Source organism: Desulforhopalus sp. (genome assembly GCA_030247675.1).
GTDB lineage: Bacteria > Desulfobacterota > Desulfobulbia > Desulfobulbales > Desulfocapsaceae > Desulforhopalus_A.
Genome location: JAOTRX010000011.1, coordinates 104491 through 122826, shown reverse-complemented (window position 1 = coordinate 122826; position 18336 = coordinate 104491). Strand labels below are relative to the sequence as shown.

Genomic DNA, 18336 nt, shown 5'->3' with positions numbered 1-18336 from the left:
AAAAGCCTTCAAACTGATCTCGAATCTTGGCGGATCTGATCAGTAAGAAGGCTAAACCCCAAACAAAGAAAGGAGTTAGCATGAATGTAGACAACAACACAGTTAATGTCAAGGACACTCAGATTTCCGGGGGGCAAGCCCGAATAGCATGCCCCCCTGCACTAGCCAGGAATGTAGATAAACTTAAAGTCAGTTTCTGGATAAATTGGCAGGAATCTTCATTTCTAGATGAATTAGCAGAAATCAAATTATCTCTTCAACACACCGAAAGTCTGCAAGAAAAACCTTATTATTGCCCGGGTGGTTTCAACTGGAATGTTCATCGAACCGGAACCCGTCTTTTCACATTCCGGTTGACATCCGGTGACCTTACTTTTCTTCTCAACACCAGAGTAAGCAAAGATAAAATTCCTAATACCAGTTTTGAAATTGGCTCAGAATCATGCTGGCTTCCAGGCTTCGAAGAACTTTTCTATCGATTTTCAAGATGGATTGCTGTTCTGGGTGGAGTCATCGTTAAAAATCAGATTTCCGAGGTTCACCTTGCAGCTGATTTCATTGGGACCAAAATCTCAGATTTGAATATCGCAGATAGAGATTACTGGATCACTCGCTCTCAGTTATTTACTACATACCTCACCAATTACCAGCTATCCAGCATTGCCGTTGGCAAGGGTGACATAATGCTCAGAATATACGACAAGGTTCTTGAGTTAAGACGTGATGCAGTCAAACAGTTTACTTTTTCAGAGGTCTGGGGCCAACCTCGGTATGATGCTCAACCTGTAACACGAGCCGAATTTCAGTTAAGAAGACCTATCTTAAAGACAATAAAAACTGACGAAAAATCAGAGACTGGAATCGATACCTTTGCTGACCTCTGTGAATCCTTTCAATCTATCTGGACGTACTGCACGCTTTCTTGGGCTCGACATTGCTCTGAGAGGATAGAGCATGACCAGAATCATCAATCGAGAGCTAACCTTTCAAATTTTTGGAAAGATCTTTCATCCGTAAAATGGGATGGAAATGAAATCAGAACAAGACAACGCCCCCTACCCAAGAAAGACTATGTTGCATTAAGAAAGCAATACATTGGAATAGCAATGTCACTTGCAGCCTTTCATGAAGTTCATGCAACTGACCCTGACCATATTATTGACATTGGCAAACACATTTTAGATGAGGATATAATAGCCTTTTTTCTCGATGATGAACCAGAATTCGTGAGAAGAATAGAGAAGAAAAAGCGAGAAATATACGAGTCAGTTTCTATCTTGCATTCACTGAAGTCAGAACACCCAAAAGAAGGCCTCTACCCTACTCCATATCCTCCGATAGACTTAAAAGAGGAACACCATGCTCGATGAGAATCCATTGAAGCCTGCTGACATTGCAAAAATGTTCAACCAGAGCATTTCATGGGTTAGCAAAAATTCTAAGAAATTTGGTGGAATAAAAATAGGAGGGAGAATGTTCTTCCCTCCTAAGGAGGTTTTATATGAGCGTTTATTTTGTGGAGAAGAAGGGGTGGAGATACGACTTCATGATGAAGAGCATCAGGTACACTCTGGCATGGTTTACAACCAAGAGAGAGGCAAAGGAAGCAGAGCAAAGAAAAAGACTGGAATTGGGCAAACCGACGTCAACAGACATGGACTTTTTGACGTTGGTCAATCTGCGACTCGATGAAGTAAAGCAACGACTTTCTCTTGAACATTACATGGATACTCTCTACCACGCAAAGAGATGGGCAAAGTTATGGTCAGGCTTATCTTGCTCGGAAATCACAATGGAGGTAATAACAAAATTGAGAGACGAAAGAAGCAAAATTTCTAATCAAACCGCCAACAAAGAACTTCGATACCTCCGTTCTCTATTCAACTGGGGAATAAAAAAGGACTACGTGCAGAAAAATCCAGCTTTAAAAGTTGATATGATGAGGGTGGAGAAGGAAGAGATATATGTTCCTTCACTAAATGATATCAACAAAGTCTTTGAGGCAGCATCTCAAGAGCAGCAGGACTATCTCTGTTGCCTTCGAGATACTTTTGCTCGTTCTAGAGAGATCAATAATCTCAGATGGCAAGACATAGATTTTAATAACAGAACAATCACCTTGTACACTAGAAAGAAAAAGCATGGGACAAAAACACCAAGAGTCCTTCCAATGACTGAGGATCTTCAAAAAATCTTAATTAATCGTTTTGCGAGAAGAACAGACTCGGTCATTTGGGTTTTTTGGCATAATTACTATTCACGCAATCAAGGGAAAAACGTCATAGGACCATACCAGGATAGGAAAAAAATTATGCGATCACTTTGCCAAAAAGCTGGTGTGAAATATTTCCGATTCCATCCTCTAAGACATGCTGGTGCAAGTTTCATGGAAAGTATTGGCGTTCCTATTTCACATATTCAAGAGATCCTTGGCCATAACAACCGTAAGACAACAGAAGGTTACATTCATTCCCTTGGAAACAATAAAGTGGCGGCATTTGAGCGATTTGAGAAAGTAAGATCACAATATAAGGATCAAAACAAATAGTTCTGGGTCCTTTTCCATGCCCCCATGCTTTCGAGTTGGGCAATGATGAGGATAGAATTTACCGCCAAGACTAATATAAAACCGCAGGAAAACCCATCAACTCATTCTCTTGTAGAGTTATTAAACAAAACATGGTATGTCTTGCCAATATGCAACTAAAGTTTAGTTGCATATGTCCGATACAAGTACTACCATAAAAGAATAAGGTATATTTGTGGCCTCAATCGATAAAAAAATATTAGAACTCCAAAGCAAACCGAAAGGTTTTAGGTGGGAGGATATTGAGGCCATAATGATTCATTTTGGCTACAGTCTCCTTGAAGGTAGCGGGTCGAGAGTAAAGTTTTATCATCCAGAGAAAGACTCAGTACTGAGTTTACATAAACCGCATAACCCAAAAACTTTGCGACCATACCAAGTCATCGACATCCTGAGAAAATTAAAAGAGGATGGATATTTATGAAAACGAAAAACTTAAATTACAAAGACTACTTTGGTTCGGTGGATTTTGATCTAGAAGATCAGATTCTTCATGGCAACATTTTGTTTATAAACGATTTAATCACTTACGAAGCTGACAATCTTGATAGTCTAAATAAAGAATTTAAAGCAGCTGTAGATGATTACCTTGAGACTTGCAAACTATTGGGACGGCAACCACAAAAGGCTTTCAAAGGTTCTTTCAACATCAGAGTAGGCGAATCAATCCACAAAGAGGCTGCTGTTGAAGCAAGCAAACGAGGACAAAATCTAAATGATTTTTGCAAAGAGGCAATTACAGAGAAGCTTGCAAGATTGAAGCAAAGTCGATTACCGACATCCCCAAAAATCGATATTCAAATAGTCAAAATAGATGCAACTCAGCCCAACTCTGTGCAGACCAAACACCAAAACGCAGAAACAAATTTTTTAGAATTAAAAGAAAGAGTAGATTTTGACGCCCCTAGGTGGACAAAACATACAAATTAAAGCTAAAGGTTTACAATGATACATCACGTTTGGACCGTACTATGCCAACATGTACTAACTAATCAAAAGCAAAGTTCACTCAGTTATATTAATACACTGAATTCAATTCCTTTAAGTAAAATAAACAAAGAAACAGGTGAGTTAACCCTTTCTTCATTCTCGATCAACACGAAATGGTTTCATGACAACAAAGACACACCAGAAACTGTTAACATGAAGTTTTCTATGAAACACCAGTCGAGTAAACCTGATATTATTGGTGAACATGAATTTGGCATGGAAGCAAACACCATGTTTGCAGAGTTTCATATGGACGTGTCACAAATGAAACTGAAGAAGAAAGGACTCTATTTCATAGTATTGGAGTACAAAGTTGGAGCTCAGCGAAACTGGAGGAAAGCAACTCAGATCCCTGTCCTTGTTAACAATAAAATACTTTTGCAGCAGAAAATAGATCTGGATGGTCAGCAGGAAATAGATCTGGATGAAACGGAAAAACAAGAGAAGGAAAATCAAGAAAATTAAAAGGTTATTATCTGCGAGTTAACAATTCACACATAAACAACACACAAACAATTCCTGTCATGAGATTAAAGAGCAGCCCCAGCAAACAAGAAAAGGATTAACAAGTTGAAATCACCTGTTAATCCTTTCAATGACATTGGTACCCTCGGGCGGAATCGAACCGCCGACACCAGGATTAGGAATCCTGTGCTCTATCCCCTGAGCTACGAGGGCAACTGACTATTTAAAAATCAGGCGGAATAATACCTAAGATTTTTCAAAGCGCAATCTTTTTAATCTGTTCTCCTACACTGCCATTCGTCTTTCGAAATCCGATACCTTCGAACACCAGGCAATCAGCCTGTCTCCTAGCTTTCATCGCTGTTCAACAACGATTCGCCGTCCTCCAACACCCTTCCGGGGAAAAAGCTCTCCGGCACACCACTGTCTATGACACAGTTTCTTCCTATCTTCTGCTCATTAGGAATTCTCGCCCCTTTTCCAACGAGAGTGATTCCTGTGTAGAGATGGCTGGGTTTGCGGCGATTGGCGCAGGTGTGATTGTCTCCGTAACCAATGGTGGCATTCGCGCCTACCTGCACACGTTTGTCCATAATGGCGAGATCAACAACCGCGCCTTCCTTGACAACGCAATCTTCAAAAAGGATAGAATCCTTAACCACCGCCCCTTCTTCGACTACGACTCCGGGAGACAATACCGAGTTAATTACCGTTCCGCGAATAAGGCTGCCGGAGGAAACCATGCAGTTTTTAAGGTGACACCCTTGGCCGAAACGGGCAGGAGCGCGATCGGCAGTCCGCCCTTCGGTGTCGATATTGGTCCTGATTTGCCATCTCTGAGGAGAAATGCCGCTGTCTTTTCTCAGGACATCCATATTGGCTTCCCAATACGCCTGGATTGTCCCGACATCGCGCCAATATCCATAAAAAGGATAGGCGAAGACATTGTCTTCGGCGATAGCCCTAGGCAGGATATGCATACCAAAATCGTGCTCCTCCCTGTCATGGGCTAGAGCCTTGAGCAGATATTTGTAATCAAAAACATAGATCCCCATGGAGGCGAGATTGGTCTTTGCCTCTTTCGGCTTCTCCTCCCAGTCAATGATCCGATCATTACGATCAACGATCCCCGCCCCAAATTGATGGATCTGGCTTTTCGGCACAGCCATCATCGCGATCGTCACATCGGCCTTCTTTGATCGATGGTATTCTATCATCGCATCGAAATCCATCCGATAGATGTGGTCACCGGATAGAACAACAACCTCTTCCGCTTGATTATGTGCAAGAAAATCAATATTTCTTCTCACTGCGTCGGCTGTTCCTTGGTACCAATCAGATTCTTTTTCTCCGGTTCGCGGCGGCAGAATTTTAATCCCTCGGCTTCTCCCGGTAAGGTCCCAGGCCTCGCCTGTTCCCAGATGGCTCATCAACGACAGCGGTTTATATTGAGTGAGTACCCCAACCTTGGTAAGCCCGCTATTCATGACGTTGCTGAGGCTAAAATCAATTATCCGGTAAATCCCAGCAAAGGGCACAGCTGGTTTGGCGCGCTTCTGGACCAGAATATTCAACCTGCTACCAACACCTCCTGCAAGGAGGAGAACTAGTGCCTCTTTCACTCTTTTCATCGCAACACCTCGCCGGCTTTGACACAATCAGGCCAGTTAGTTTGGCCAAGATCCGGATAGATTGTCGCACCCTCACCAATTACGGTATTATCCGGCACCTCATTTTTCCAGCCAATGACCGTGACCTCGGTGCTTTCATCACAAACCTCCGGGCCAATGACCACGTTTTTGCCAAAGACACTGTTCACATCGGCAACGACCTTATTTAACCGGCAATTCTCTTTGATCTGATTGCTGAAAAATAAAACAGAATTTTCCACAACAGCGCCCTTCCCCACCTGAACCCCCGGAAAAAGGATAGAGTTCCTAACTTTTCCCTCAACCTTACAACCATTATACACCAAGCTGTTCTGGACGACAGCATTGTCACCTATGTACGCTGGTTCAAAGTCGCGAATACTCCGGTGGTCGAGGTTGGTTCGAAATACCCACTTCTCCATATCAATGCGTGGTTCCTTGCCAAGAAGGTCCATATTCGACTGCCAGTATTCATTGATGGTCCGTGTATACCCCCAATACCCGCAGAATTTATAGCCGTAGACCCGGCAATTTTGTTTGAGTAAAACAGGAATGATATCCCTGCCGAAATGATACGAATCACCCTCCTGATTTTTTTCCAGTGCCTGGTACAACACCTCGGGTTTAAAACAAAGCACGGTCATTGACGCCCAATCCGACTCAGGGTTTTCCGGCTTTTCCCAATAGTTGACTACTCGTCCACCTCTATCGCCATCCTCATCATTAAGGGTGGCAATGCCAAAACGGTCGGCCCCCTTAAAGGGAACCTTGGTAAAGGCAATTGTGAGATCGGCGTCTTTGGCAATGTGGTAATCAATCATATCCTGATAATCCATCTTGTAGATATGATCCCCCGACAGGATCAAAATCTCTTCGGGATCGTGGTAGTGGACATAATCGAGATTCTTAAAGATGGCATCGGCTGGCCCGCGATACCAATCAGCTGCCTCGGTTCCAAGAAATGGCGGAAGGATGGAAATTTGCCGATAGCGCCCTATCATATCCCAGGCAGCTCCGTTGCCGATATGATTGATAAGGGAGTAACTCCGGTACTGGCTGAGAATAGCCACCTGTTCTATCCCGGAATTCATGAGATTGCTCAGAGAGAAGTCAATGACCCGGCCAAGCCCACCGAAAGGGACTGCCGATTTGGGACGGTAATAGGTCAAGACGTTAAGCTCGTCGACCCTGCCTCCTGCCAAAATCATCGCCAGCGTAGTAGGTTTGAGCATATTGCACCTCAAGGAGGACGTTGGGCCTCGATAAAACCACGAGGGGAATAATCAACTATTCACCGCTCTTATCAAAGAAATTACCTTATGGTAAAGGCAATTGGCCCCATGTGCAACCCTTCAGGAGGGAAAAATCAAAATAACATTAAATATGATGCATAATAACACGCTTCAGCGTATCAGAAGTAAACTCCTTTTCACCAAGTTGCAGGCTTTTTAGCGGAATCTCAGCCCGTGCCGCACCCTTATGGCCACCTGCCGATCCGATGAGTCCGAATATCCTTTCCGCGAGTTTTCCAGCATTTTTGCGGTACCCATCGCATCGAAAGATCACCACCAACTTTTCACCATGAATTCCTGACACGAATGCCCAGTCTATCTCCCCAACATGATTGAGAAAATCTGCAACAATCACAAGAACGTCGGGACTTCTCACCCTACCCAGGTGGGTAAAGTATCGTCCTTTGGAATATTTCAGTTCAGCCAATGCCAGGGCAAAGTATCGAAGCTCTGAACGCCGCAAATCGGTGAGTTCGAACTTTCGAACCAAATCTCTGTTGGCAATATTAAAAAGATAGCGGAAGGAAATGCCATCGGCAAGAACCGATTTTTGCTCAAAATCGTGGGTGTCTACCTTTATCCCGTAAAATAGGGCGGTGGCGAGAGCCACCGAAGGTTTCATACCGGCAGCCCGCAGATACTCAACCGCCATGGAGGAGGTCGCCCCATACTCCGGGCGGATGTCAACAAACTCCACCCCCTCAACATGGCCGGCTGGGTGGTGATCGATGACCGCGTGTATCTTGATTTTTTCGAAACAGGGCAAGTGATCCGGCTGAGAATCAACCATCACCCGCTTACTGTAATTTTCAATCTTGATGTCTTTCAAACGCTCAAGAGGTATCTTCAGCCTTTCGACCATCGCCATATTATTGAGGCGCCTGATCTCGTTGGGATGGGCAATTGTTACGCTCTTGACCTTGTAGCGGAGCAGCCTTCTAACCGCCAAGGCAGCAGCCAGGGCGTCAGGATCGGCGTTAATGAGGACAAGTACATCATCTTCTTTGACGAAGAGACTCCAGAAGGCATGCAAACGATCCGAAGCAGTACTTTTTACCGGTTGTTTGCACTGGGAAGGGTCTTTTTTCTTTCGCTTGTGCGCCATAAATACGGTAACAGTGGTATTGGACTAAAGACGCAACCAAGTGAACAAGCGGTGAACCCAAGCAGCCCGTTTACCATTGCATAATCTCGCCGCAATCGATCTCCTCAGCTGAAATCTTGCAAGGCAAGACGACAACCATCGATCGCATTCCTCAATACCAGCCACCTCCTGTTGAAATACGTCCTGTCCAATTCCCGCACAACAGTGCAAACAGAACAGTTCAGCACCAGCCAATATCTAATAACTCCAACTAGTTCAAACCCAAAAGGCTCTAATACAGGGATCGACTATACCATAGCCATGACACGCAATGCAAGACCTTGAAAAATTGCCATGGTACACGAAGGCCGATATTGACGCAGACCAGTGATAATGTTACCTACAACTGAACCAATGCCGCAATAGGCCTCCCTCGACAGAAGGTCGGCAATAATGTACCTTGGGCCACGTATCCTTGGCGTTGACCAATGTGGAAAGCTAGAAAAGAATACCTCCTTAATCATTACCAAACTGGCGAGAGGCCTCTTCCCTGAATTACTACCGAGGTGCTACGCAACCTCCTTCTTCTGAGGTGAATAGCGGGCTCTGGTTTTGTGGCGTGGAACCCTGTTGTCAATTGTTTCCTTTGCGAGGTTTTGAGTGAATCTGCTCAACCGATATTTACTTCAGCAGTTTGTCAAATATTTCTTAACCGTCAACAGTGGTTTCGTCGCCATTTACCTCCTCGTTGATTTCTTTGAGAAATACGATGACTTCGTGAACGCCGGCAAGCCCCTCAAACTGGCCTTGGAATATTTTCTTCTTACCATCCCTTTTATTGTAGACCAGCTGGGGCCTGTCTTTATTCTCCTCGCTGGTGTCATCAGCTTGGGCATTCTCAATCACTCCAATGAGCTTACTGCACTGAAGGCCGGCGGCTTGCCTTTGCGTCTGATCATCCGCCCAATTGTCATCGGTTCGGTTGTTTTCACTCTGCTTTTTGTCGCTTCAGCCCAATGGCTTTTGCCGGTAACCGTATCAAGGACCAATACTATCTGGTTCGAACAGCTTAAAGGCAAGGTGCCCCTAGGAATACTCCGCAACAACCGCTATTATTACCGGGGGGCCGACGGCTTCTATTCCTTCGCTTGGCCCAATCCAAAACATCATATTTTTTATAATTTTTCTTACTCCAGGTGGGATGAAAGCTATAACATCGACTCTCTTGTAACTGCCGGTATTGCAAGATGGAACAAAAATACTGATCACTGGATCTTGCGCAATGGTCAAATCCAGCAGCGCCAGGAGAACGGCCGCTATACCATCAATAATTACTCAGTCAACGAGTTCGAATTTCCTGAAAAACCTGAAGACTTTTTAATCCCCGTAAACAAATCGGCTGAACAGTCACTACTTGGTCTGTACCAGGAAATCGGCCGGACGGAGGTCGAACATGAGGTCCGTGCCGCCTGGACGAGTTTTCTTGGCCGTGTTTCCTATATTCTTCTCGGCATCCCCCTGCTTCTCCTCGGCTTGCCCATCCTACTGTTTTCTTACCGCAAGTGGGGCCGTGATCTTTCGATTGCTATTCCAGCTAGTTGCGGTCTGGCTTTTGTTGCCTGGGGCATTTGGGGAGCGCTGCAATCGCTGGCCACCGCCGGCTATGTCTCACCGGTGATCGCAGCGACAAGCATCCATATTATCTTCTCTATCGCCGGGCTCGTTCTTCTGGCAAAAGACGATCGTTAAAAAAAGGCCGCCCGGGATACGCTCCCGGACGGCCAGCGGGGAAATTTTGCTTTCCCCCTATGCTTCTTGCAACTCACAGCCACGACAGGCTGACGAAACTTTTTCTTGCGATATTGCCAGCGCAATCTCTTCCACCCTGCTTGATTTCGGTATGGATAGAGCCGCGGGACTCTTTGAGAGCGGCTTATTTAGGAGTGGCCTTTGATATGGAAAGCATCTCCACATCGAAGATCAGGACCGAATTCGGCTCAATCATCGGCGCAGCGCCATTCTCACCGTAAGCCAATTCAGTTGGAATCACCAGATGCAGTTTAGAGCCAGCACTCATCAGCTGCAAGGCCTCACTCCAACCCTTGATAACCTGATCGACCTGAAACTCGGCCGGCTCGCCGTGCTTTGCGGTACTGTCAAACTCCGTTCCGTCGATCAGCTTTCCGACATATTCGACTTTGACCGTGTCGGTTGGTGCGGCATTTTTACCATCACCATTTTTAATGACCTCATACTGGAGACCACTGGCAGTCACCTTAACGCCTTTCTTCTTTTTATTTTCAGCGAGATATCCTTCTCCAGCTGCCTTATTCTTAGTCTTCATCTCTTCGAGTTTGGCCACTTGTTTGGCCTGCATCTTGCTCGCAAACTCCTTTTTTACCGCCAGCATTTCGTCTGCATTCAAGGTCGGATTGGTACCCTTGAAGGCATCTTCAATGCCGATTAGGAGAAACTCTTTCTGGATATCCCCACCAGCATTTTTAAAGTAGCTGCCCACTTCGAACCCCATGCTGTAGCTAAGCTTATCCTCGAAGCTAGTTGGCGGGGCCGATTGGGAAATACAGGGGGCGGCAAGACAAATCCCAAAAACTGCCGATATTACACATTTTTTCATCAGAAACTCCTCTCTAGAGGTTAATAAACAAAGAGCATTTTACAACAGCCAAGATACTTAGAAAATTGCTGTCGATACAAAGAACCGCCAGGAAATAAACAGAAAAGAAAAGGACAGGATCACCAAGGTAATCCCTTGATTCCCCTGGTTAAGATTTCGATCTTTGGCAAGCTGTGCATACCGTCGCAAAAGCGCCTTAACTCTGCCTGACTTTTTATGAAAATCCTCGCCGGCAATGTAATCGCTGATCATTCCTTTTTCTTTAAAATAATCGAGCAGATTACGACACTCCGCTCGTATCGCTCCACCTTTGCCGCTTGAACCATAACCGTGAATCAAAGTCATAATACTAACTTTATTCATAATTGCCTCATCGAGTGCCAGGCGGCACCGCTTTAAAGCAACCTCCACCACTGGCCGGCCAACCTCAAGGTTGACCGTCTTGTGGATGAATACGGTTGATCCCGCACAAGTCGGCTCCTCCATAGCTGCCCCGCAATAGGGACAGCTGGAACCCATCGCCGGCATCTCATTGCCGCAAACGTGGCAGGTCATGGTCTACCTTGTCGCCCTCTCCGAAGCCTCTGCTTAGAGCCTTCGGACGGCAATAACGGCTGCCAACTGCCGCAGGTGAAGCATCAAGGTTTGGAGATGGTCGAGATTTCCAACTTCTAAAGAGATAGTCATTTCCGCCCGGTCTGTAACCGTGGTATGGGCAGAGATATCGACGATATTTGCATTATCAGCACTGATAGCCCCACTGATTTCTGCAAAAATACCCCGCCGGTTTTCCGCACTGATGTGAATTCCTACCCGGTAAATCTTTTCGGCAATACCGCTCCAAGAGACATCGATCCACCTTTTGGGATCGGAGCTCAACAGATTGACGCAATCGGATTTGTGGATAGAAACACCCCGACCCATTGTGATAAATCCGACGATGGGATCGCCAGGCAAAGGCTGGCAGCATTGACTGATCTTCATCAGCATCCCGTCAATACCGTCTATTTTGATGCCCGATTTCCCCGGTTCCTCATCGCTGGCCTGCTGGTTAACCATGAGGTTTGCCAAATCTTCCGGGGACATTTCGGCCGTCTGCTGCTCCTGTTCCTTGCGTAGCTCAGCTGGTTGCAAACCTTTTATAAGGTTTTGTACAGTGATCACCCCGCTACCGACCTTGGCAAGTAAATCATCCAAGGAGTTGCAGCGCAGCTGCTTGAGAATCAACCGGATATGCCCGCTTTTAATGATCTTCTTCAGGGAAGTATCGTATTTTTTTATCTCACGTTCACAGATCTCCCTGCCAAGCTTGAGGGCCTTCTCCTTCTCTTCACGGCGCAACCAGGAACGAATTCTGGTCCTCGCTCGGCTGGTCTTCACCAGGTCCAGCCAGCCGCGGCGGGGAAGCTGGGTTGGAGAGGTGATAATTTCAACGATATCACCAGTCTGCAACTGATATTTCAAGGGCACCTGGCGGCCATTTACCTTGGCGCCAACGCAGCGGTCGCCGACCTCGGTGTGAATAGAATAGGCAAAATCAATGGGACAACTGCCAATCGGAAACTCCTTGACCTCCCCGGTCGGGGTAAGGGCATAAATCTCCGGATCATAGAGCTCGCCGACAACGCTATCAAGAAATTCGCGGGGATCCTCGACTTCCTGGAGCGAGGCAACGAGCTTCTTCAGTTCTCGGAAAAGTTTGGCATCATTTTTATTAATCCTTTGCCCTTCTTTGTAAGCCCAATGCGCCGCGACTCCTTCTTGGGCGACCCGGTCCATTTCCTCAGTGCGAATCTGAATTTCTATAAAGTGGTCACGGGGCCCAACCACCGTAGTGTGCATCGATTGGTAGTTATTGGCCTTCGGAACAGAAATAAAATCCTTAATCCGTCCGGGAACCGGCGACCAATTGGCGTGAATAGTCCCAAGTGCCTCATAACACTCGTTAACAGTGTTAACAATTATTCGGAAAGCGACCTTATCATAGACCCGCTCAAGAGGAATATTTTGGACTATGAGTTTTTTGTAAATGGAGAAAAGATGCTTGGGCCGACCAATTATGCGGAGAGGCTGAATCCCACTCTGTGCTAGTTTTTCGTGAAGAATCTTGATGACTTCATCAACATAGTTCTGACGTTCGTCAAGAGAGCTTTCCAGCTTATGCGAGAGATCGTAATGCTCCTCCGGGTGTAAAAATTTAAAGGCATGATCTTCAAGTTCCCTTTTTAGCCAGTCAATTCCGAGTCGACTTGCCAGGGGGGCATAAACATCCATGGTCTCCCTGGCAATGTCAACCTGTTTCTCCCGATCAACCATATCGAGGAGAAACATGTCCAGCAATCTATCAATCAGCTTTACCAGCAAAACTCGGATATCCGCCGCCATAGCCAGCAGCATTTTCCTGAGATTTTCCGCCTGACTCGCCAGTTTGCTGTTGTATTGTACCTGGGTAATGCGAGTGGAGCCTTCGACTATTGCCGCAACATCTTTGCCGAATTTTTGTGCAAGCTCTTCAACGGTCACTTCCTCCCCTTTGCCATCTCGTTTCTGCTTCAGAACTCCATGGAGCAGACCGGCAAGTATGGTGTCGAGGTCAAGGTGCATTGATGCGAGAGTCGAGGCCACTTCCAGAAGGTGTATAACATACAGCTCACCGGAAAAATGGCGACTTCCCTTATGAACCCGGGTGACAATTTCCCAGGCATCATCAATCCGCGATAGATCAACGTCCTGCAGGTAGGTAGCCGCAAGGGTCTTCAGCCCATGCGGATTTATTGTCGATTCGTTTGCCATCGTCATCAAAGAGCTATTTCACAAGTTCGGCCGTGATTCTCGCATGCAACATTGTAACTGCCTCATCGGGTGAGAGCTCCTCGGTAACACCGTCTCTGCGCCGACGCATCTCTACCTTACCGTTTTTCGTGTAGCTCTTTCCGACCGTGAGCCGATACGGAATACCCAATAAATCCGCGTCTTTGAATTTCAACCCTGGTCTTTCATCACGGTCGTCAAACAGAACTTCAAGGCCTGCGGCCAACAGGTCTTGGTAGAGCTTTTCGGCGACAGCGGTAAGCTGCTCGTCCTTGCCGCCAAGATTCAAGACAATAACCGTATACGGTGCAATAGGAACCGGGAAAATTATGCCATTCTCATCATGATTCTGCTCAATGGCCGCGGCAACCACCCTGCTCACCCCAATCCCGTAACAGCCCATGACAAAATGTTTTTCCTGCCCATCGCTGTCCTGGAAGGTCGCGTTCATCGACTCTGAATACCCTGTACCCAGTTTAAAGACATGGCCAACCTCAATACCTTCCGTCAGCGCAAGGTTACCCCCGCATTCCGGACAGGGATCGGCAGTGGTTATCTGACGCAAATCGGCAACCGCCTCAACCTGGAAATCACGCCCGAGGTTGACATTCTGCAGGTGATAATTTTTTTCATTTGCTCCGGTATAAAAATTCTGCATCGCCGCAACTTCTTGGTCGGCAACGATCCGGATGGCTATTCCTACCGGGCCGAGGTAGCCGGTCGGCACTCCCGTGGCATTGAAGACCTCAAGATCTTCAGCCATGGCCACATCGGCCACTCCCAAGAGGTTCTTTAATTTCACCTCTTCCACCTCGCGGTCGCCCCGCACCAACACCGCGACCGGTTTCCCATCGGCAATAAAGACCAGGGTTTTAACCAACCGCTCGGGACCAATTCCCAGGAACTCGCAGACTGCGCCAACCTTGCGTTTACCGGGGGTTTCAATCTTCGCCATCTCTGCTAACGGCTCTTTCGAGGTGCTTTCGCGCAAACTCACCACCGCTTTCTCCATGTTGGCGGCGTAGTCACAGTTATTACAGACGACAATGGTATCCTCACCAGTTTTGGCCAGCACCATGAATTCATGGGAGAAACTGCCGCCAATCGCTCCGGAATCGGCCTGAACCGCACGAAAATCGAGACCGCATCGCGTGAAGATTCGTTTATAGGCATCGTACATTTTCCGGTAGGAAATCTCCGCCGCCGCATCACTTATATCGAAGGAATAGGCATCCTTCATGATGAACTCCCGGCCTCGCATAAGTCCGAAACGCGGCCGGATTTCGTCGCGAAATTTGGTTTGAATCTGGTAAAGATTAATAGGAAGATCGCGGTAAGAATGCAGTTCCTTCCTTGCAATATCGGTAATCACCTCTTCATGGGTCGGCCCCAGGCATGACTCCCGCTCGTGACGATCGCGAAACCGCAGTAGCTCCGGCCCATATTTCTTATAACGTCCAGTTTCCATCCAGAGATCTGCGGGCTGCACCATCGGCATCAATAATTCCTGGGCACCGGCGCGATTCATCTCCTCCCTGACAATATTCTCAACCTTGCGAATTGCTGCCAACCCGATCGGCATATAGGTATAAATACCGGCCGTGAGTTTTCGGATAAATCCGCCCCTTAACAGCAGTACATGACTCACAACCTCGGCATCAGCCGGCACTTCCTTTAGAGTCGGCAGCAACAATTGAGAATAACGCATAAAGTATTTCCGTATAGTTTTGAAATTATTCAGCATCCTTCCACAACTGCAGCTGTGGTGATGCGCTCATGGATAGAAGATTATTTTTTAGCAGATTTTTGCTCTTTCCGCCCTTCTTCTTCCATCTTTTTCAATTCGTCCATAAAAACAGTGAGCAGCTCATCTTCCCCCACCTTCTTCCAGATTACACCCTTTTTAAAGATGATTCCCACGCCGTTACCGCCGGCAACACCGATATCAGCCTGTTTTGCCTCACCCGGCCCATTGACGACACAACCCATTACGGCCACCTTCAAAGGGCTCTCCATGGTCTGAATATACCTTTCAACCGCCTCGGCGAGACTAAATAAATCGATACGGGTTCGACCACATGTAGGGCAGGAGATAAGCTCCGGCCCTCGTTCACGGATCTTCAGGGAGCGAAGCAGCTCAAAACCGACCCGTACTTCTTCGACCGGGTCACGAGTCAGGGAAATCCGCAAGGTGTCGCCTATTCCCAAATTAAGCAAGACCCCCAAAGCCACACTCGACTTTACCGTGCCGGCGATAAGCCCTCCCGCCTCGGTAACACCGAGATGCAGAGGATAATCGGTAACTTCGGCGAGGTGTTTATAGCCATTTATCGTAGTGAGAACATCGGCTGATTTGATGGAGATTTTGATATCTTCAAAGCCGTGTTTTTCTAGAAGCCGGACATTGCGTAGAGCACTTTCGATAAGCGCCTGGGTATTTTCTGGAGAAGGATAGCCGTATGTCTTTAAAAGATCCTTTTCTATCGAACCACTGTTGACACCTACACGAATGGGTACTTTATGCATGAGAGCTGCATCAACTACCCTGGCGAGTTTATCCTCGCCACCGAGATTTCCAGGATTGATTCGAATTCCATCAGCACCATTTTCCATCGCAGCAATTGCCAGGCGATGATCAAAATGGATATCGGCAATTAAAGGGATTGAGATCTGTTGATGAATCGAGCGGATGGAGGAGGCTGCATCGCTGTCGATGACGGCAACCCTAACAATATCGCAGCCCGCCGATTGCAAGCGTTCAATCTGACCGACGGTTTGCTCAACATCTTTAGTATCGGTATTTGTCATCGATTGGACCGATACTGGGGCATCACCGCCAATGGCAACCGCGCCAACATGTATTTGTCGTGTTTTCTTCCTGGCGATCATTGAATCATAATAAATAGATACAGACTTTCAGTATTCTTGAATCTTCTTGTAATGCTCGATGTGTATAGACGCGACCGGCAACACCAAACAGAAAACCAATGCCCACCGAGTTTATGCTTTCAAGCCGCTTGCTGACTCTGTTTTTTTATCAGATTCAATTCGGCATCGGAGCTTCTTACATAGAGAGGTGTTCCCTCAGCTAAATCAAGGAGTTGCCCTTTTTCGAGCAATTCTCCGGCCAGAAAGCCAAGAGAGGTGGCCGATGGTTCGTGTAAACCCGCTGGTGCAAACTGCACTTTCTCGCAAAGTGTCGTCTGCCAAACGTCTCTGTAGATCCGGGCACCATTGCCAACCAATACTACCGGTTCATCGATAGATGCGGCCAGTTTTGCCGGGGGAACAACCACTGGCTCACAGACACGCTCAGTCAGGCCCCGTTGATTACACCGGTAAAAGGCAGCGTAAACCTCTTGCTTGCGGGCATCCAGAAGGCTGCAGATTAGCCTGTTGGTCACACATTTCGCAGCTAAGGAGTCCAAGGTAGAAACTCCAAGCAAAACCTTGTCAGCGGCTGCAGCCAATCCCTTGGCGGTTGCCATCCCAATGCGCAGACCAGTAAAACTTCCGGGTCCAAGACTCACTCCTATTCCGGTGATGTCCTGCCAGTTAATTCCAGCCTCGGTCATGATCCAGTCAATGGCCCCAAGCAATCGCCGGGAATGGGTCAAGGTTCCGGTAATGCTCAGGGCCGCGACAACTTCTCCCCGCTGACGTGTTCCGGCAGTAAGAGCGACGGAACTGCAAGGTGTCGATGTATCCAAGGACAATATCAACGGATTGTAAACTCCATCATTGAAATAGTCGGACGATATCATTATAGAAAGCGAACACCATAAGCGTTCCGAGTAAGCCAATACCTACCTGCTGAGCAATAATCTGCGCTCGCATTCCTAAAGGTTTTCGCCGCAATCCCTCAAGGGTTAAAAAGGCGAGATGACCACCATCAAGTACCGGTATCGGTAAAAGATTCAGTAATCCCAGGTTGACGCTTAACAGGGCCATAAAATAGATGAGATTTACCCATCCCGCCTGCATCTGTTGCCCAGCAATCTGAGCGATAAGAATAGGTCCGCCTATTTCCGAAGCCGGGACAACCTGCTGAATAATTTTTACAAAACCGACTGCCGTCAAAGAGATATACATCCAGGTCTGGATCAAGGCATTTTCAAGAGACGTATAGAAAGTGCTCTCTTTCCAGATCATTTCATCGGCCTTTTTAATTCCGATCATAAACCGTTGTTCGACTACTTCACCAAAAACATTTTTGACCGCATCAAGAGCGGGAGTTATGGTTAGATGGATCTTTTCGTTACCACGCTGAACGACAACGCTGAGCGGCTGGCCCTCGCTTGCCTTTACGCCACCAAGAACGTCTTCCCATACAAGTGTTTCGCGTTCATTGATTCGCAAAATCATATCATTCTCAAGAAGCCCTCCTCGACTGGCTGGAGAGTCTGCATTGACTTTCCCGACACGGGTAGTATCGACCGAGGTTGGAATTCCAAGAATAGCGAAAACCATGAAGAATAAAAGTACTGAAAAGAGGAGGTTGAAAACTGGCCCGGCAAAGACAATGAAAAACCTTTGCCATACCGGTTTATGAGCAAAAGACACCCGCTTGTCCTCGTCGGGAACAGCCTGTTCATCGGGATTTTCACCAAACATCTTCACAAAGCCACCGAGGGGAAAAGCGGAAATGACATACTCCGTTTCACCTATGACCTTGCCAAAAATCTTTGGTCCAAAACCGAGAGAAAACTTCAACACCCTGACTCCAAACCATTTGGCAAAAATGAAATGTCCGAATTCATGAACAAAAATAAGTAGACCAAGAACAAGAATAAACGACAGAATGGTATTCATATGAGAAAATG

Annotated in this window: 16 protein-coding genes and 1 tRNA gene; 6 read left to right on the top strand and 11 right to left on the bottom strand. The window is 46.8% G+C overall.

The genetic code is table 11. The features are described 5' to 3' along the window. The first annotated feature begins 80 nt into the window (after window positions 1–80). The 5 genes from OEL83_19870 (at window position 81) to OEL83_19850 (ending at window position 4042) form a co-directional block, all read left to right on the top strand. A complete protein-coding gene (locus tag OEL83_19870) occupies window positions 81–1370 on the top strand; it encodes a hypothetical protein (protein MDK9709301.1) in 1290 nt (429 codons plus the stop codon). Next, window positions 1360–1692: a hypothetical protein gene (locus tag OEL83_19865; protein MDK9709300.1), complete on the top strand. Its 333-nt coding sequence runs from the start codon at window positions 1360–1362 to the stop codon at window positions 1690–1692. Before OEL83_19870 ends, OEL83_19865 begins: the two co-directional genes overlap by 11 nt. Further along, complete coding sequence (locus OEL83_19860; protein MDK9709299.1) at window positions 1655–2548, top strand: tyrosine-type recombinase/integrase; 894 nt, start codon at window positions 1655–1657, stop codon at window positions 2546–2548. The genes OEL83_19865 and OEL83_19860 overlap by 38 nt, the downstream gene beginning before the upstream one ends. A 459-nt stretch (window positions 2549–3007) precedes the next feature. Further along, window positions 3008–3517, top strand: coding sequence for a type II toxin-antitoxin system HicB family antitoxin (locus tag OEL83_19855; GenBank protein ID MDK9709298.1), 510 nt, complete (start codon window positions 3008–3010; stop codon window positions 3515–3517). A 225-nt stretch (window positions 3518–3742) separates the two neighbouring features. Further along, window positions 3743–4042, top strand: a complete 300-nt coding sequence (locus tag OEL83_19850; protein MDK9709297.1) for a hypothetical protein — start codon at window positions 3743–3745, stop codon at window positions 4040–4042. Window positions 4043–4179: 137 nt separating this feature from the next. On the opposite strand, the gene OEL83_19845 is transcribed toward OEL83_19850, so the two are convergent. From OEL83_19845 to OEL83_19830, 4 genes are all read right to left on the bottom strand, one after another. Then, window positions 4180–4255, bottom strand: a tRNA-Arg gene (locus OEL83_19845). Between the two features lie 134 nt (window positions 4256–4389). After that, window positions 4390–5673: a sugar phosphate nucleotidyltransferase gene (locus OEL83_19840; protein MDK9709296.1), complete on the bottom strand. Its 1284-nt coding sequence runs from the start codon at window positions 5671–5673 to the stop codon at window positions 4390–4392. Next, window positions 5670–6923 carry a sugar phosphate nucleotidyltransferase gene (locus OEL83_19835; protein ID MDK9709295.1) on the bottom strand — a complete coding sequence of 418 codons (1254 nt, stop codon included), beginning with the start codon at window positions 6921–6923 and terminating at the stop codon, window positions 5670–5672. Before OEL83_19835 ends, OEL83_19840 begins: the two co-directional genes overlap by 4 nt. 145 nt (window positions 6924–7068) lie before the next feature. After that, window positions 7069–8088: a DHH family phosphoesterase gene (locus OEL83_19830; GenBank protein MDK9709294.1), complete on the bottom strand. Its 1020-nt coding sequence runs from the start codon at window positions 8086–8088 to the stop codon at window positions 7069–7071. A gap of 639 nt (window positions 8089–8727) precedes the next feature. On the opposite strand from OEL83_19830, the gene OEL83_19825 reads away from it, so the two are divergent. Continuing rightward, entirely contained in the window at window positions 8728–9816 is a 1089-nt protein-coding gene (locus tag OEL83_19825) for an LptF/LptG family permease (protein ID MDK9709293.1), read from the top strand. Window positions 9817–10000: 184 nt separating this feature from the next. Here OEL83_19825 and OEL83_19820 read toward each other — a convergent pair whose 3' ends face one another. The 7 genes from OEL83_19820 to rseP form a co-directional block, all read right to left on the bottom strand. Continuing rightward, entirely contained in the window at window positions 10001–10702 is a 702-nt protein-coding gene (locus OEL83_19820) for an FKBP-type peptidyl-prolyl cis-trans isomerase (GenBank protein MDK9709292.1), read from the bottom strand. A 57-nt stretch (window positions 10703–10759) separates the two neighbouring features. After that, entirely contained in the window at window positions 10760–11257 is a 498-nt protein-coding gene (locus OEL83_19815) for a Smr/MutS family protein (GenBank protein ID MDK9709291.1), read from the bottom strand. Between the two features lie 33 nt (window positions 11258–11290). Further along, entirely contained in the window at window positions 11291–13501 is a 2211-nt protein-coding gene (locus tag OEL83_19810) for a bifunctional (p)ppGpp synthetase/guanosine-3',5'-bis(diphosphate) 3'-pyrophosphohydrolase (protein ID MDK9709290.1), read from the bottom strand. 7 nt (window positions 13502–13508) lie between these two features. Beyond that, on the bottom strand, window positions 13509–15221 hold the full coding sequence (locus OEL83_19805) for a proline--tRNA ligase (protein MDK9709289.1): 1713 nt from the start codon (window positions 15219–15221) through the stop codon (window positions 13509–13511). An 80-nt stretch (window positions 15222–15301) separates the two neighbouring features. Next, window positions 15302–16402: a flavodoxin-dependent (E)-4-hydroxy-3-methylbut-2-enyl-diphosphate synthase gene (gene ispG, locus OEL83_19800; protein ID MDK9709288.1), complete on the bottom strand. Its 1101-nt coding sequence runs from the start codon at window positions 16400–16402 to the stop codon at window positions 15302–15304. A gap of 119 nt (window positions 16403–16521) precedes the next feature. Then, on the bottom strand, window positions 16522–17223 hold the full coding sequence (tsaB, locus tag OEL83_19795) for a tRNA (adenosine(37)-N6)-threonylcarbamoyltransferase complex dimerization subunit type 1 TsaB (protein MDK9709287.1): 702 nt from the start codon (window positions 17221–17223) through the stop codon (window positions 16522–16524). Window positions 17224–17251: 28 nt separating this feature from the next. Continuing rightward, the gene (gene rseP, locus OEL83_19790; protein MDK9709286.1) at window positions 17252–18325 is read right to left on the bottom strand and encodes an RIP metalloprotease RseP; all 1074 of its coding nucleotides are present in this window, start codon (window positions 18323–18325) and stop codon (window positions 17252–17254) included. Between the last annotated feature and the right edge of the window lie 11 nt (window positions 18326–18336).